We start from the raw sequence: 17,273 nt of genomic DNA, 5'->3' as shown, positions 1-17,273 counted from the left end.
GTTCTTGACCCACCGACATAATACTTGATAGCACTGGCGGCTCCGATTGCTCCAGCTATTTGTTGAAGAGTACAATGGCAGCTGCGACATCTGGATAGAGTTTTCTCGGTAATTGGTTTAGGATTCATAATCATAGCGACTCCAATTAGCGTACAGCTGTGGATAACTACAAGCATTATTTAAGATGTAGTTGTGGATATTCTTGTGAATAAAAATGCCATTATTATTGTAATCGTGAATCCTGTGATTAGAAGGTGTTTGGGTACGTATTTATCAAATAAACGATCAATAATAAGTGATGTAATCCCATTGAGAAAACCACCCGGCAGTTGCAGAAGTCCGTCAACAAATGCTGATAAAAGTAAGCCTCCTTTTCTATTTAAATTTATAATTTCAGATTATAAGGAACCCCCTAAAGGATATCCTTTTTAAGATGCTCTTCTTTCTTCAAGTGTTAGATACATTTCGTCTGTTTTATTTTTATTTAAATTAAAAATCAAAGCGAGCCCGATTAGTATTAAAAGAAACGTAATAATTGGAATCCCAGTGTACATTTTCAACACACCTTGGGCAACTTCTGGGGCTTGTGATTTAGCCCCTGAAACAAAGCCAACCCAGCCGAGTGCATAACTACCAATTGCAGAACCAACACCCATTCCTACCTTTCTGGAGAATGAATAAATAGAAAAGAGTGTCCCATCGTAGCGCTTTCCAGTTTGAAGCTCTGTATAGTCTAAACAATCTGTGACAAGCGCCCAAACAACCATGACGAAAACAGACGAACCAATCGTAGCTATATTGTATAAAACCATAAATACATATACATTTTCGAAAGTAACTAAAGTTAATAGAGTCGTTGCAATTAAACTGAAAGCAGCGGTAGCAATAACCAAATTCCTTTTATTAAATTTTTCTACAAGTTTAGGTACAGTGAAGAATAGTACCATTGTAATAAATATACTAATAAAAGAATTGATCGCAAAAGCTGATGGCATATGATAATATTCAGCAAAAACAATTGCAGCTAATTGAGTAACACCATTTATCATAATAAGTGAGCCAACCGAAGCAACCATCATCCCAATTAATGGTCTATTTTTGGACACTGCTTTTAATGCATCTACAAACTTATAGTCAGCGTATCCTCCAGCTGGTTTTTCTTCACGGATACGTTCTGTTGTTAATTTTACTAATCCTGTATATGACAAAAGAGATAAAATACTGAATACGATCGCAACATTAAAGAAGCCCTCTGGGATTACGTTTCCAGCCTTATCATAAATAAACATAGGAACAAATGATAAAGCACCCAACCCAACAATCATTCCACCAATGGCACGAGCACGTGATAATTTAGTCCGTTCGATTGGGTCATTTGTAATAACAGCAGCTAATGAACCATAAGGAATCGAATCAGCTGTATAGGCAATTCCAAAAAAAAGATAAACAGCAACGACCCATATATGAATGACGGTTGAAGAAAAATTAGATACATCAGCGAAAGATAATAGCAACGAAGCAGCTAATAACCATTTTGAAATATTGATATAAGGCAAAAACTTATCTCCGCTTTTTCCAATTGTCCAACGATCTGGAATAGTTCCCATCATCACATCTGTGAAAGCATCGAATATGCGAGCGACTAAAAATAACGTTCCCATAAAATAGGGGCTGACACCTAAAACATATGTCGCAAATATAAGGAAAAACGCACTTATATATAAATTAACGAAACTTCCACCAACATCTCCTAACATATAACCAATTTGATCTCGAATACCAAATTTTTTAGTTTTCATATTGTAACCTCCGATATTATAAAATACATACTCCGACGGCACCTGGCTCTGTGAATACGCTTGCAATAATGTTAAAAAATAATATAAATACATTGCCACCCTTTTCACATCAACCTCATCTTACAATTCGTTGTTTTATATTGTTTTTTGTGCCCTAATCCATCCCTTAAACACTTTTAAACTAACGAATGGACGTCGATGTATTTGATAATGTCTTTATATCCTATAAGCTGAATTCCGCTATCTTTTAAATGGTTTTTCAATTTTTTCTGCATAAAGACCTCATAATCTCCAATTCGTCCATCAGAGTAGCGTAATAAGCCACGTGATTCAGGCGTATCTTTCATCGGATGGAAGGCAAAATGTGTCAGCATACCTGGTTGTACACCATCTAATATAAGTTTTGCTAAATCTAGACGATCATTTAAATCATACGTATGCTCAACTGGAAGACCTGAAATACTATCAACAACAGGCAGACCTGTTGCAGCAAAATCATTTACTTTTTCAGATGAAACATTAAAAGTATTCATCACGCTTTGCATGATAGGATCCTTATTATCGCTAGGATTAAACACAACAGGTAAAACTTGATGATTCTTATAAAAGTTAATATATGAATCCATGAATTTAGCCGACCAAAGTGTGCCAGAATGTGAATCGACATGGGTCGGTTTCACTCCTAAATTAAGCGCTACTTTTAACTGTGCTTCAATCTCTTGTTCAATACTTTTCGGGTCAGCAGTTTCCATTACTTCTAGTTTATCTTGCTTAAAATAACCATTTTCGTCGATCATTCCTGATTCCTGACTTGTTGTAGAAATTGGCCGCCATCGATAGGTTTCATATTCGCAATTTAAGGTCAAGTGAAGCCCCAGATCTAATTCTGGACTTTCCCTAAATTTCCTCGCTACTTCTGGGAACCATGGACAAGGAACCATTGTAGACCCACAAGAGATTGTTCCAAAATCAAGTAATTCTAAAAAGGCATCAACGGATGACTGAGTGATCCCCACATCATCGGCATGTACAATTAATACCTTATCATTCTCTGAAAACCCCATTTTCCTAAGAATTGGATTCATTGTCATATAAATTCCTCCTGATCTTTTTTCGAAAGCTACCGCTTACAATTACAGCAAAATAGTAATTATTCGACTGCTTGCTTACTACATCAGAAAACCTCAAGTGAGACTCTTCCTCTCATTTTTCTCCTTATGAGTTCACTTTCTATTCCAAAATTTGGTTACCCAACAAATTAATTATTACGCATCGATCCTAACTAATTTTTTCAATATCAATTTACCCTTAATAAGTCGCCCTTCGAATACTGTAAGCGCTATATTTAAGTATCTAAAAACAATTATACAATCGATTCCCCTAATAATTTTGCAGTAATATAGCAATTTTTTGTACTATAATTGCATTTAGAGTAAATGCTGTAGAATTGAATTGCAAACAAAATAAAAAAGCCTCCTAATTCACTTATTGCTGAACAAGAAAACTTTTTAATTATTTCTTTTAAACTCAATTGGTGTCATCCCTTCTTCTTTCTTGAAAATCCTAGAAAAATACTGGGAGCTGGTAAAACCGACAATGAAAGCAATATCAGTCATTGAAAGACTTGAATAGGCAAGGAGTTCTTTTGCCTCCTTTATTCTTCTTTGATTTCGAAAATGACTAATCGTTATCCCTTTTTCTTTCTTAAACGAGCGCATTAAGTGGGATGGATGGACATGTATTTTTTGAGCGATGTCCTCAATTGAAATATCTTCAGCAAAGTTCATGGCAATATAATTCTCCGCTTTCACTACAATCGTAGCGTTCTCATTATACTTAAATCGAATTGTTGGATCAGAATAATCGTTTAACAAATTCATATGAATTTGTTCAAGTTGCGATATTGTATCACTATGCTCAATAAGGATGGCATACTTTTCTGTCATATAATGAGACTGCACAGCACTTAAGCCGCCTTTTCCTGCGTAGTGACCATAAAGAGTGTTATGGGATAACATGAAATTTTTATAAGATCGCAGTTTATTTCCTGGACTTCTTTTCAATAAATCAAAGGAATCGTCGCTCATAATTTCTCCCATCTTCGACATACTTTGATTTACCGCATCTATATCCCCGTGTTCAATTGCATCAAGTAATATATCTCTCAACTTATGACCATCTTCAATGATTTCTTGCTTGTTCAACGATGCATTCCCTTCTGTCTTCCCATGTTTTTTCATAGGATATCCCTTTCCTTTTCAAATATGGCGTAATTATTTTATTATATCCCTAGCATTGATTTAATAATTCATCATGGTACTAGTTAAGAATTTCCTGTCAATTCTACTATAAAACAACTTCACTAGTTAGACCAGCGAATCCCTATTAGGAACCAGACCGAGGGAAAGTGGCTTCTGTTACTTAACCTAAAACTGGAGCAACTGTTTTTTGTAATGATTATACAAATAGATACTACTGTTTAATTGGCAGAATCGAAGGCCAGCTTAATATATTTATATGTAAAAAAACGCCTGCCTCAATGATAATATCTATCTTGATTGGCAGGCATCTTGTCGAATATACTTATTCAGTTTCTCACTACTAGCTTATTCAAAAGCTGATTACAACAAAAATGTCGTCTCAATTTCTCCCACTACAACACCTGCGTCATTTTTAACTACAGCTGGTCTTAATGCCTTTATAGCCTCGATTGTTTGTTTATTACTATAGTCGATTTGTTCGAGAATGGATGCTATCACATTCGGCCATACAGCTTCAGAACCACTTAGTACTTTTAATGCGAATGCGATTCTTTCCTTTTTCAAGCCGAAGCAGTAAACACCCTGCGCACCACCTTTAGCGATGATATTATTGTCCTTTAATAAGATGGAACAGATAAAATCCTCTGATGCAACGATGTTAGAATGATCATTCATGATTTGGGACATCTTTATTACAGCTTGCTTTATTTGTTCATCCGCAATTAAGTCGGGACAGGCTAATTTTAAATAGGTGATCGCCATATTTTTTAATGGGATTGCGAAAACCGGCACACCACAGCCATCAATTCCCGTTTTGATCTTTGATACTGGGACTTCAGCTAACATGGAAAGAACTTCAATGATATGTTGCTGTAAGGGATGATCTAATTCCCAATATCCTTCTTTAGGATAACCGAGTTCATGGCATACTGTTAAAAATCCTAAATGCTTACCTGCACAATTATGATAAAGTCTTCTTTTCACCTTATTATTTCGGAGCATTTCCTCTTTAGGTCCTTCGTTTAAGGGAAGGGCTGCCGCGCAAAATAACTCTTCTTCTTTTACAGGCAGCTTTTTTAATAAAGATTCTAAACCGGAGATATGATAGGATTCCCCTCTTTGAGAGGCGGTAAATAATGCTGCCTCTTCATCTGTTAGATTATATTTAGATATAATCTTTGTTAAAAATAAAGGAATTGCTTGAATAGGCTTTGCTGCCGAACGAAAGTATACATATTGATCTTCATTTCCAACATGATAGATTGGTTGCAACTGATCATTTACACCACAAATTAATCCATGATGAATATTCTCAACTATCCCATTCCTGTTTTCTGCAATTAATGATTGAAGCTCCACTTTACATTACTTCCTTTTCATGAAAAATTTCTATTTTAAATTTAATAACTTATTTTGTGCTTGGATAGCCGCACCTAACACTACTCCACTTTCACCTAAATCAGAATATACGATTCTTGCACTATCTTTCAGTGGTTCCCAAATATATAATTCACATTTCTGTTCGATCATTTCCTTCATTTCCGGTAAATTCTCGATCGTATCGCCACTCAGGACAATGACTTCGGGATTATAGAGACATAATATATTGCTAATCGCGACTGATAAATATGTTGCTGCCCTATCGAGGATATTAAGCGCCCATGCTTCCTTTTTCCGATATGAACTGAACACATCCTGAATAGAATCTATTTCTTTTACTTTTTTACTATCAGCCAAAATAGCGCCTTCTGATATATATGTAGCAAGACAACCAATCTTACCGCAATTGCAAACATTGCCTGTAGGGTCAACGATAGTGTGCCCAATCTCCCCTGCATTGTTTGACTCTCCACGAACAATTTCTCCATTAAGTATAATTGCAGTACCAATTCCAGAACCGATCCCTAATAGTATAGCGTTCTGCGAATTCATTGCCTTACCAACGGTACTCTCCGCAACTACCTTCATCTTCAATTCATTATCAATAATGACATCTATTGAGGTAAGTTTTTTTAAGTCCTCAGCAAAGTGTACATCCTTCCATTTAAGTTGGTCAGATATTTTGACTATGCCATTTTTATAATCAATGAACCCTGGTAATCCCACTGCTATTCCAATTACTTTCTGAGGTCGAATTGCATAATTATCAATAAGCCCCATTATATTCTGAGACAATTTATGTAGGGTTTCTTCATATGTCTCTATGTTTTCATGTTTTAAGCTTTGGATCACTACAATCTCACCAACATAGTTAACGATACCTATTTTTATAAGAGATTTATCTAATTCTACACCTATTGTATATAAAACATCTTTATCTACATCTAGTAATGTTGCTCTTCTACCGACGCCAGAAGTTACAAGTGTCGTCTCTCTCACGAATCCCTGCTCAGATAACTCATTGACAATTCTCGTTATCGAGGTCGGACTCATACCAGTTGCCTTAGCGATACTGATTCTAGATATCGGCGCTTTCTGTTTAACAATATCTAGAACAAGGTTTTTATTTTGCTTTTTCATTAAAACTTGGTCTTGCTTTTCCATTTTAAGCTCGCTCCTAATCAAGTTCCCTCAAGAATCATTTGATCAAAATCACACAAATTCCCAGCATTCTTATAATAAGTTAAATCCAAATGAATGCCAATTCTTTTCGATAAAAGTATCATCCCTTTATCAGCTGAAAATACCTAAGTACACTATAGTGTGAGATGAAGTAATTGCACGGTTTCAATCATAAACGCTTCGCTGTTAAGGGAATTGATTAAGCGAGTTCAAGCTTTCATTATTCAGCGCAATACTAAACAACTATCCCATGTTAAATGGAATTATACTTCATGCCAAAATCTTCTTACATTATCCATACCTATTTTTGAACCGAGTTTGCACTCTTCCATTCCTTCGAATTCCACAGTTAAATAACCATCATATCCAGAGTTTTTCACCAGCTTTACAATTTCACGAATATTAATATCTCCATGTCCAACAATAGCTCCACGCAAATAGTTATCATTCACCGTACGGAACCAATCACCGCCACCTGGATTCTCATAATACGGGCGAATATAAAAATCTTTAAAATGAACCGTTGCTGCATATTTAAGATTCTTTTTAACTCCAACTAGTGGCTCTTCGTCGATACAAAGGAAATTCCCCACATCCAATGTCGTTTTGAAGTTTTCGCGATCTACAGCATGAATAACACGTTGTACACGGTCACTCGTTTGTACATTAAAGCCATGGTTCTCGATCGTAGTCGTAATGCCGAATTGCACTGCATAATCAGCAAGCAATTGACTACCTCTAACCAATTTCGAAAAATGCTTATCAAAATAGTGAATCGTCCTATCCTCCGGCGGTAGTGTAAACGCTGTTACATCATGGCGCATAATTTTTATACCCATTCGGTTCACAATATCTACATGCTTTTTAAGACGCTCCACTTCCTCTAAGAATGCTTCTTCTGTCTCCTGAACGAAATTGGCCGGCAATGAGTAGGCAGATAATTCAATCCCGACTTCGGCAGCCTTCTCCTTAATTTGGTCAGCCAATTCTTCATTATCTACGACAGTAAAACCATATGGGACAATCTCCATATGTTCCCCACCATTGTCCGCAATCCATTGAATGACATCCAACACTGTCATTTTTTCATCTCTCAATTCTCTCACCAAACTATATGTACTTAATCCTAATTTCATTATTCCCCACTCCTTTTTATGTTTTATCTACTCCATTATTGATATGAAACAGCAATCTCATAAATTATTAACACCATGTTAATAATTACTACCAAATCAACGAGCGTTTTAGTAATAAAGAAATACTTCTTCTTTATTTTCTCCACTGCTGAAAATAACTATTTAAAACAGAGTTTCTATTAGTCTTAATATTCTTATACCTGTGATTATATTATAGTCTTATTTTTTCCGCAACAATTATTTCACCATTAATTCTATTAAAAGTCTTCTATTTTTAAGACAATAACTGTGTATTCTCCCTCACAAGATTTCTCCGAACCGCAGTGGTCATATTGCACTTGAAAATTGAATCTTTCGTTACATATGCAAGCTTATTTTCGGCGAAATAGCTAATAACGTACGTTTAGATCTAAAGGTAACCATATTACCACCAAATATTTTGAATATTCCTTTGATGTTTGTCTTCCTTTCATGTTATAATGTAGAAATGTTTATAAGAGAGCGGAGGTAGTGATTAACGCCATGAATCAAACAAAGGAGCAAACAAAAACTGTGCATGTAGAGGATATTTTAATTGCGTATCAATGTTTAAAAGATCTGGTGGTACATACACCTTTGCAAAAAAATGAACGATTATCTGAACAATATGGTTGTCATATTTATGTAAAAAGAGAAGATTTGCAACATGTACGTTCTTTTAAATTACGTGGGGCATTTTATAAAATAAAAATGATTGAAAAAGAGGCGCTTGAAAAAGGTGTTATTTGCGCGAGTGCAGGTAATCATGCGCAAGGTGTCGCATTTGCTTGTGCCCATTTAGGAATTAACGGGAAAATTTTCATGCCACAAACAACTCCGAGACAAAAAATAGACCAAGTAAAAATGTTTGGTAAAGATCAAGTGGATATCGTTTTAATTGGTGATACTTTTGATGATGCGTCTATTAGTGCGACAGCCTGTGCTGAAAGCGAAGGTAGAATCTTTATTCATCCATTTGATGATCAAGATGTCATCGCTGGTCAAGGTACGGTTGCGGTGGAAATTATGAATGATACAGAGGAACCACTTGATTTCGTGTTCGGTAGTATTGGCGGCGGCGGCCTCATGTCTGGAATTAGCACGTATATTAAAAATGTCTCCCCACATACACGTATGATTGGTGTGGAACCAGCAGGTGCTGGCAGTATGAAAGCAGCATTTGAAAATAAAGGGGTATTTGCTTTAGATGCGATTGATAAATTTGTTGATGGTGCAGCTGTGAAGTGTGTTGGCCAAAACAATTATGATATTTGCCGTAAATATTTAGATGATATTGTGCTTGTTCCAGAAGGTAAAGTATGTACAACTATCTTAGATTTATATAATAAGCATGCTATCATTGCAGAACCAGCAGGTGCTCTGCCGATCGCTGCCCTTGACTTTTATAAAGACGAAATTAAAGGCAAGTCTGTCGTTTGTGTCATCAGCGGTGGAAATAATGACATTGGCCGGATGCAGGAAATCAAAGAAAAGTCGATGATTTACGAAGGGTTACTGTATTATTTCATCGTCAATTTCCCACAACGTTCCGGAGCATTGCGGGAATTTTTAGATGATGTACTCGGACCTGATGATGACATCACTACGTTTGAATATACGAAAAAGAACAATAAAGAAAGCGGTCCAGGACTTGTCGGGATTGAATTGAAAAGAAAAGAAGATTATGATGGCTTGGTTGAGCGAATGAGTCAAAAAGGCTTCTCGTATACTGAGGTTAATAAAGATAGTAGATTATTCCATCTACTTATATAATGTGAGAGGTCAGGTTCAGTTGAACCTGACCTTAATTTATTTTTGGATAGATAACCCTATTTTTCTGAACGAGTGGTGCTGCACCCCATTGTCCTAGTTCATGTTTCACCACATCGATTTTCCCTTTAGGCCCATCGATAATATGGCTAGCATTCCATCCATTAGCTGTAAACCAATTACTAATTAACAGACGGTGACATCTTACCGGATGACGCTCAGCACAACAATAGGCAACAGGTTTATTGCTAGCTTCCTCGATCAATTTTTCTATACCTTCTGCAAAGGAATCTGATAATGTATAGTCAGCATAATTGTGAAATGATCTATTTCTCCAACCTCCATTTAATGAAGGGTCTACCTCTTTCGACTTCGGTCTCCTCCCTCCGAGTTTTTTAAAATGCTGATAGCCAATATTTTCTGCTTGCAACCAATATGGCATATGATCTTGAGAAAATTGCGGGAACTTTCTACTGCCTAGGAATGCTCGTACATCCGCTAATAACTGTATGTCGTAGGCTTTAAGCATGGAACTAAACGCCTCTCTTTGGAATGAGTAGAATGACCGATCGTAAATATCTCCATTTGTCATACACCCCTATATAAAGTTTATTCCTGTATTGATACGTGAATAAACCCGAAAGTGTTAGATTATGAGGAGTATGTGGAAGAATATATATAAGTATATATGTAGAAAGAAGGATGTTAAATGAAAAAGGTTTACAGTGATGTGATTCAATTTCGTGGTACACATTATGATTTTGGATATATGCAAGGTGAAATAGTAAAAGATTCTTTGACTGTGAAGAACCGCGAAAAACAGTGGAAAGTGCGTAAACCTCGGTTTACTGTAGAAGTGGAGGAAGTCAAACAAGCTATTCTTCCCTTTGCGCCTGGTATATGGGATGAATTACTGGGATTGCAAGCAGCATTAGAATGGCCGATGGAACGTGTATTAATGGAATTTGGTGGTTATCGTTTAGATTATGTTCGTTCAGGTTGTTCGATTATGACAGGTGATCATTATTTAATTCGGAATTATGATTATCACCCTAAGACATATGAAGGCCGCTACGTACTTTATCAGCCAACGGATCAAGGTTATGCCACGATCGGTCCAAGTCAAAGAGTGACTGGACGTATGGATGGAATGAACGAAAAAGGGCTCGCAATCGGATATAATTTTATGCACCGCAAAAAACCAGGTGATGGGTTCATCTGTTGTATGATTGGTAGAATGATTATAGAAGCATGTGCAAATGTGAAAGAAGCTGTCGCAATGTTGCGGGAAATTCCACATCGTCATTCCTTTAGCTATGTTGTCTATGATCAGAGTGGTGAGACCTATATTGTGGAAACATCTCCACGCGACGTGAAAGTGCGCCAATCTAAATTTTGTACCAATCACTTTGAAATAATGAAGCATGAAAATCGGAATCACCTTATTGATTCGGAGCGCAGATTAACAGCAATGCAAGACCAACAGGAGCATATTTCAAGATCCTACGATGCTTTTCGGTTGATGAACGATGTAGATAAAGGGGTATTTTCAAAATTATACGGGAGTTGGGCTGGAACGATACATACATCAGCTTATCTTCCAAGAGACATGAAGGCATGGATTGCCTTAGGCGATAATCAAGAGCCTACCTCCTTTTATTTCGCAGATTGGTTAGCTGGGAAAGATGTAGATATTGGACGGATTACAGGTGAGGTTGATACAGATATTCCGTTCGTACATATGGATAAAGGAGCTCATTGGTCGCAGAATGGGAAATAAGCTCGGAATGAAAAACATCGACATAGCAGTCGATGTTTTTATTAATCTCCTATATATTCAACTTTTACGCCATTTACTCGTTTATCCATCTCATACGTATTGACGCTATCGTTATAATATATCTTTAATGACTTATTACTTTGCCACTCTATGGAGAATTCTTGATCCGAAACAAAGGTATTACCCGATTTATTTTTTAATTCTTTATTTTGGTTAAGAATCGATAAATGATAGGAATAACCTGTCGTTGCCCCACAATCTCTTATGAAAATATAAGCTGTTTTCTTCTCACTTTGCGAGTTGCTTTGTTGGATAATCTCGTTTTCACACATGCCACCGAACAGGAAATCTAATCCAATTTTTCCACCTGTTAGTATTGCACCTAGTACCAAAAGCGTTATGAATATAAGGATTAGCCTATTTTTCCATTTTCGTTTCATTTTTTGTCCTCATGTTGTTGAAATAATAATTGAACTTATTTATTTTCCTTTTAACTTTGTGTTAGCTTTTCTTTTTTTCTTGACAACCTAGGAAAAGTTTTTTTCATTGACAGTAAACTGTCTTATTAAGTCCAAATTCGGTTCATATCCTATTCCTGACCCGTGAGGAACTTCAATATAGCCATCTTTTACGATAACCTCTGGATCGATAATATCCTTCTCCCAATATCGCGAAGATCCTGCTGTATCACCCGGTAAAATAAAGTTGCCTAATGTAGTCAATGCAATATTATGTGCTCTTCCAACCCCAGCTTCGAGCATGCCGCCACACCATACAGCGATATCATGCTTTTGACAAAGATCGTGGATTCGTTTCGATTCAGTGAGCCCGCCAACACGGCCAATTTTGATATTGATAATTTTACAACTACCTAATTCAATTGCCTTCCGCGTATCCTCATAGGAATGAATACTTTCATCTAAACAAATAGGAGTCGCAATCTCCTTCTGAAGCTTAGCGTGATCAATGATATCGTCTTCCGCCAAGGGCTGCTCAATCATCATTAAATTGAACTCGTCTAATCCTTTTAAAAGCTCGATATCGTTAAGTGTATACGCTGAGTTAGCATCGGCCATGAGCGGAACGTCAGGAAATTGTTGTCTAATTTGGCGAATGACATCGATGTCCCATCCTGGTTTTATTTTCACTTTCATGCGTTTATAGCCTTCGTTCACATGACCATCAATGATGCGCAGTAGATCGGCGACTGTATCTTGAATACCAATGCTGATGCCAACTTCAATTTTTCCCTTTGTACCTCCAAGCGCTGTAGCAAGAGGCACCCCTTTGTTGCGGGCGTATAGATCCCATACGGCCGTTTCTATGGCAGCTTTCGCCATATAATTTCTACGAAAATCTGAGAGAATCACGGAAACTTCATCAGGATGTTCAATGTTTTTATTCAGTAAAGATGGGATCAGAAAATCCTCTAGCATATGTCGATTCGTCTTAATCGTTTCCTCGTTATACCACGGCGCATGGAAAGCACCGGACTCTCCCCAACCGCTGTTACCATGCTCATCTATTACTTGTACTAACAGAAATTCTTTATCTTTAATCGTTCCAAAGCTCGTTGTAAAATCAAATTTCATTTTCATTTTTAACTGGCGTACAATCACTTCTTTAATGATCATTTCATTCACCTTTTCATATAATTTTAATGTTAATGTTATGTAGTTAGCTCCTATATCTGCCTATCCAACACTGATTTAGAAGCTCAATCGATATGTACTGATGACCTTTTCACGAGCACATAATGGTGAACAGGATCATTTTCAGTTTTTTCAAGCGCAATAGCTGTGTATCCTTTTGCAAAAAAGGTTTGAAAAACCTTCCTTGTTTTCATTCTCCAATCGAGCGCAAGCCCAGAGTCTTTTCTTTTTAACATTTGAAAATCGACTGGAACTGGAACATGGATAGACCGTTCATCAGAAAGACTGTCGAAATCACCTAACTTGGGCAAGTCATTATTTGTCATTTCCCAGGGAATAATTCCGATTGGCGTCTGCGCTTGAAATGATTTCCCAATATGTTCACTCTCGAGCCACCATTCCACCTTAAAACGATCAGTGGGCAATCCATTATTTAACCCATCATTTATTTCCCCATAGCAATTTTCCATATATGTATCACAGACCGCACGAAGTTTCGACAAATTCAAGTAGGCATTCCTTGTTTCTAACGGATCGAAGGTCCATGTGATAAGATCATATCCCATTTCACTTGCTTTTTCTTTTTGAACACCTTTTAACATTGATCCAATCCCTTTTCCACGATGATCTGGGTGAATCCCCATGTTATGTGAGCATAAATAGATTTTCCCCTTAAGAAATCCCGGAAAACTATAATTAAATCCGACTAGTTTTCCTTCTATAAAAGCACCCAACATCAGACCACCATTTTTGATAGCGGTAATCGTTTGGTGTGTAGGAATCGAATCTCCTGTCCAAACCAAATCCTCAAGAACTTGTACTTGTTTCATTTCTTCCATATCGTGAAGCGAACGTATTTGAACTGCTGACCTCATCTGTCCTCACCTCTAAATACATTTTAACAGAAATGTGACCGTCCTTTGAAAAGAAGATACTTTCAATCTTTTTCATTTACTATTTGCATATCTATTGTCAGTTACGACCCATCAACAGATTTTATTGCAATAGTTTCTGTCTAATTGGACGAGCTTGGGTAATAATTACGCTACTTTCACTTTAATGCATGTTATGAATTATTTTCAAAAAAACAGACGCCACGAAGCAGCGACTGTTATTTTATATGTTAATTATTCATATCTCAAAGCATCTATCGGACTAAGTTTCGACGCCTTATTAGCTGGGAGAATCCCGAAAATAATACCAATAAATGCGGAGAAACCAACACCGATGATCACAACGATCGGACTGATCACAGCTGTAATCGGAGCAAATTGTGAAACAAGAATGGTCCCTAGTACAGCTAAACCGATACCAATTAATCCCCCTAGTGAGGTTAATGTAACGGACTCGATCAAAAATTGTAATAAGATTCTTCCTCTTGTTGCACCCAACGCTTTTCTTAGACCTATTTCCCTCGTTCTCTCAGTAACAGATACGAGCATAATATTCATAACGCCAATCCCGCCAACCAATAGAGAAATACCGGCGATGCTACTAATAACCAATGTAATGATCGTTAAGAACTGCGTATATTCTGCTTCCCAGTCCCCCATATCGTATGAAGTATACATACCATCTTCAAGCTTCTTCTCCTCTGTTAGTGCCGCTCCAGCCATCGCCCCTGTCTCTACAAGTGTATCAGCAGATTCAGCAATAACAGAAATTTGTTGAATTTCCATGCCACCAAACATCATAGCGATCAGTGTCCGCGGCATCAGAGATTCACCTTCTTCACCACGATACATCTCAGGCATGGCTGATTCATATACACCAATAATCTTATAAGGATTATCATTAATATCAACAATCTCGCCAATGACCTGGTCTGTCTCTTTAAAGAATTTCTTTCTAGCTACTGTATCTATCATCACAACCCGATTCATGCTGTCAACATCCCGAATATTTAGGGCACGTCCTTCCGCAATCTCCACTTTTCTTCCAGAAAAGTAATCTGGACCTACGCCAGTTATTTGCATATCACCTTGTTTGTCATTATGAACCATCATGCCATAGCCGTTATTTGTACCAATTACAGCTTTAACGCCCGGCACCTCCTGAACAACCGTCAAATCAGCGCTTGTTAATTCTGGTTCGTTCCACACCATCTCTGACCCATCTTCAGAAGGAAATGGTTCATAATAAAGTTCAATGATACTTTCTTCGGTACTAAACATATCTTCGGTCATTTGTGTTTTAGCACCTTCACCAATCGCAACAATAATGATCACAGCTGCTACCCCGATAATAATCCCGAGCATTGTTAAAATAGACCGGACCTTATGATTCCATATGGAGGATAAAGCTATTTTAAAACTTTCCCATATACTCATGGTGTCGTCCTCCGGTCATCTGTGATCAGGCCATCTTTTAAAGTAATAATCCTATTTGTATAGGCTGCAATTTCCTCTTCATGTGTAACGATAATAACCGTCTTTCCTTCTTCGTTAAGTTGGACCAATAGCTTCATAATTTGTTCACTCGTTTTCGAATCTAGGGCACCAGTTGGCTCATCTGCTAAAATAATCGACGGATTATTAACAAGTGCACGTGCAATAGCAACCCGTTGTTTTTGGCCACCCGATAATTGACTTGGCAAATGGCCCATTCTGTCGCTTAAACCTACTTTTTCTAACATTTCTTTTGCTCTTTTCGTTCTTTCCCGTTTTTGAACACCTGCATATATGAGCGGTGATTCCACATTTTTTAGCGCGTTTAACCTAGGTAGCAGGAAGAATTGCTGAAATACAAAACCGACATGTTCATTTCTTAACTTTGCCAACCGATTCTCTTTTACTAAACCGATTTTATCACCGTTTAACTCAAATACACCTGCTGAGGGGTAATCTAAAAAACCAATGATGTTCATCAACGTTGATTTTCCCGATCCTGAAGGACCCATGATGGCAACGAATTCTCCATCCTCTATCGTTAAATCAATACCGTGCAATACAGGAACTTGTAACGAACCGTTCCCATATATTTTCGTAATCTCACTCAACTTCATCAAAGGAGGTCACTTCCATTCCGTCATGCATTCCTTCATCCGGCATTGACACAACAAGTTCATTTAATTCCACACCTTCTGTTATTTCAATGAACTCATCATTCATAGCACCCGTCTGCACTTCACGTCTCTCTAATAAACCATCAACCAAGACATAAACAATCCCTACCCCGTCTTCATCGACCAATGCCATGTGAGGAACAACGAGAGATTTAGCTTTCCCGCTAACTTTGATCTCCAATGAAACATGAAATCCTTGTCTTAATTCTGAAGTATCATCGGTAATAGCAACTTTAAATGGATACATCGTTACATTACCGCCACCACCACCGAAGTCTTCTCCGCCACCGCTTTCATCATTCGGAAATTGAGAGACTGATTCAACGACACCTTTCCACTCGCGTTCTTTGTAAACTTTTGGGCGAATCACAACTGCCTGTTCTGGTTTAATTTTTACTGCATCGAACTCACTCATCGTACCGATTACTTTATAAGGATCGCTTGAAATAATATGTATGACTGGTTCAGTTGATCCGGTTTCAGTTTTCGCCACATTTTTATCTACTTTCACTACTATTCCGTCAATTTTACTAACTACCGACATTTCTTTTATTTGCGAATCTATATCATTAATTTGCTCCTGCGCGGAAGCAATTTCTGACTTGGTACTTTCATATTGAATCTCTAATTGCACTTTTTCATTCGCAAGCTCATTCACTTCTTCTTGCGTCGCAAGTACTATTTCTTCTCCAGTTTCTTTATCCACCGTTTTAGTTCCCATTTTCCTTTTTGTTTCCGCAATTCGCTTGCCTATATCAGCAATTTGATTTAATTCTGTATTTCCTCTACTTTTAATTAAATCTCTTTCCCGCACTGCTCTACCAAACTCAACTTCTAGTTTGGAAGAATCATAAAAAAATAGTGGATCGCCAGCTTTTACCTTCTGGTTTTCCTCCACTTTATATTCACTTACCTCTCCCTTTTCAGGCTCTAAAAATAGTTTTTGTTCGCCTTCTGGTACAATTTGTCCTGTAACAAGAATGGACTCAACTAATTCTTGTTCTGATGCTTTTTGAACCATAACCCCCATCTCGGGAGCCTCATTTCCTACTGCTTGCGATTGTTTGCCTAATATCCAATACGTCGTTGCTCCCGCAATGACTAGGACCCCGACTATAGACGCGATCCATATCCATACTTTTTTCTTCACATTTATCCCCCTAGAACCTTTTATTTCTGGTATATTTCCCGACGCTCTTATAGAATTTTAGAAAACGATGGAAAATTACCA

At 37.3% G+C, this 17,273-nt stretch carries 15 protein-coding genes; 2 read left to right on the top strand and 13 right to left on the bottom strand.

Annotation, left to right across the window (positions count from 1 at the left end):
* Positions 1 to 428 precede the first annotated feature (428 nt).
* From MHB53_RS18460 to MHB53_RS18435, 6 genes are all read right to left on the bottom strand, one after another.
* Positions 429 to 1,799 carry an MFS transporter gene (locus tag MHB53_RS18460; RefSeq protein ID WP_340921138.1) on the bottom strand — a complete coding sequence of 457 codons (1,371 nt, stop codon included), beginning with the start codon at positions 1,797 to 1,799 and terminating at the stop codon, positions 429 to 431.
* Between the two features lie 176 nt (positions 1,800 to 1,975).
* The gene (locus tag MHB53_RS18455; protein WP_340921136.1) at positions 1,976 to 2,890 is read right to left on the bottom strand and encodes a polysaccharide deacetylase family protein; all 915 of its coding nucleotides are present in this window, start codon (positions 2,888 to 2,890) and stop codon (positions 1,976 to 1,978) included.
* Between the two features lie 417 nt (positions 2,891 to 3,307).
* Positions 3,308 to 4,039, bottom strand: coding sequence for a helix-turn-helix transcriptional regulator (locus MHB53_RS18450; RefSeq protein ID WP_340921134.1), 732 nt, complete (start codon positions 4,037 to 4,039; stop codon positions 3,308 to 3,310).
* A 381-nt stretch (positions 4,040 to 4,420) separates the two neighbouring features.
* Positions 4,421 to 5,419, bottom strand: coding sequence for an asparaginase (locus MHB53_RS18445; RefSeq protein ID WP_340921129.1), 999 nt, complete (start codon positions 5,417 to 5,419; stop codon positions 4,421 to 4,423).
* 30 nt (positions 5,420 to 5,449) lie between these two features.
* Complete coding sequence (locus MHB53_RS18440) at positions 5,450 to 6,604, bottom strand: ROK family transcriptional regulator (RefSeq protein WP_340921127.1); 1,155 nt, start codon at positions 6,602 to 6,604, stop codon at positions 5,450 to 5,452.
* Positions 6,605 to 6,885: 281 nt separating this feature from the next.
* Positions 6,886 to 7,758: a sugar phosphate isomerase/epimerase family protein gene (locus MHB53_RS18435; protein WP_340921124.1), complete on the bottom strand. Its 873-nt coding sequence runs from the start codon at positions 7,756 to 7,758 to the stop codon at positions 6,886 to 6,888.
* Positions 7,759 to 8,280: 522 nt separating this feature from the next.
* Between MHB53_RS18435 and ilvA the strand changes: the two genes are divergently transcribed.
* On the top strand, positions 8,281 to 9,549 hold the full coding sequence (ilvA, locus tag MHB53_RS18430) for a threonine ammonia-lyase IlvA (RefSeq protein WP_340921121.1): 1,269 nt from the start codon (positions 8,281 to 8,283) through the stop codon (positions 9,547 to 9,549).
* Between the two features lie 31 nt (positions 9,550 to 9,580).
* Here ilvA and MHB53_RS18425 read toward each other — a convergent pair whose 3' ends face one another.
* Positions 9,581 to 10,138 (bottom strand): DUF488 domain-containing protein, encoded by a 558-nt coding sequence (locus MHB53_RS18425; RefSeq protein WP_340921119.1) that lies wholly within the window; start codon positions 10,136 to 10,138, stop codon positions 9,581 to 9,583.
* Between the two features lie 117 nt (positions 10,139 to 10,255).
* On the opposite strand from MHB53_RS18425, the gene MHB53_RS18420 reads away from it, so the two are divergent.
* On the top strand, positions 10,256 to 11,326 hold the full coding sequence (locus tag MHB53_RS18420; RefSeq protein ID WP_340921116.1) for a C45 family peptidase: 1,071 nt from the start codon (positions 10,256 to 10,258) through the stop codon (positions 11,324 to 11,326).
* Between the two features lie 41 nt (positions 11,327 to 11,367).
* On the opposite strand, the gene MHB53_RS18415 is transcribed toward MHB53_RS18420, so the two are convergent.
* The 6 genes from MHB53_RS18415 to MHB53_RS18390 form a co-directional block, all read right to left on the bottom strand.
* Complete coding sequence (locus MHB53_RS18415) at positions 11,368 to 11,766, bottom strand: hypothetical protein (protein ID WP_340921112.1); 399 nt, start codon at positions 11,764 to 11,766, stop codon at positions 11,368 to 11,370.
* Between the two features lie 87 nt (positions 11,767 to 11,853).
* Positions 11,854 to 12,960 (bottom strand): o-succinylbenzoate synthase, encoded by a 1,107-nt coding sequence (gene menC, locus MHB53_RS18410; RefSeq protein WP_340921109.1) that lies wholly within the window; start codon positions 12,958 to 12,960, stop codon positions 11,854 to 11,856.
* Positions 12,961 to 13,043: 83 nt separating this feature from the next.
* Positions 13,044 to 13,853: a GNAT family N-acetyltransferase gene (locus MHB53_RS18405; RefSeq protein ID WP_340921107.1), complete on the bottom strand. Its 810-nt coding sequence runs from the start codon at positions 13,851 to 13,853 to the stop codon at positions 13,044 to 13,046.
* Between the two features lie 252 nt (positions 13,854 to 14,105).
* Entirely contained in the window at positions 14,106 to 15,308 is a 1,203-nt protein-coding gene (locus MHB53_RS18400) for an ABC transporter permease (protein ID WP_340921104.1), read from the bottom strand.
* Positions 15,305 to 15,985 carry an ABC transporter ATP-binding protein gene (locus tag MHB53_RS18395; RefSeq protein WP_340921102.1) on the bottom strand — a complete coding sequence of 227 codons (681 nt, stop codon included), beginning with the start codon at positions 15,983 to 15,985 and terminating at the stop codon, positions 15,305 to 15,307. The genes MHB53_RS18400 and MHB53_RS18395 overlap by 4 nt, the downstream gene beginning before the upstream one ends.
* Positions 15,969 to 17,192, bottom strand: coding sequence for an efflux RND transporter periplasmic adaptor subunit (locus MHB53_RS18390; RefSeq protein WP_340921099.1), 1,224 nt, complete (start codon positions 17,190 to 17,192; stop codon positions 15,969 to 15,971). Before MHB53_RS18390 ends, MHB53_RS18395 begins: the two co-directional genes overlap by 17 nt.
* Positions 17,193 to 17,273 lie beyond the last annotated feature (81 nt).

The organism is Bacillus sp. FSL K6-3431, from assembly GCF_038002605.1.
Classification (GTDB): Bacteria; Bacillota; Bacilli; order Bacillales; family Bacillaceae_C; genus Lederbergia.
This window is presented reverse-complemented; position numbering and strand designations above follow the sequence as displayed.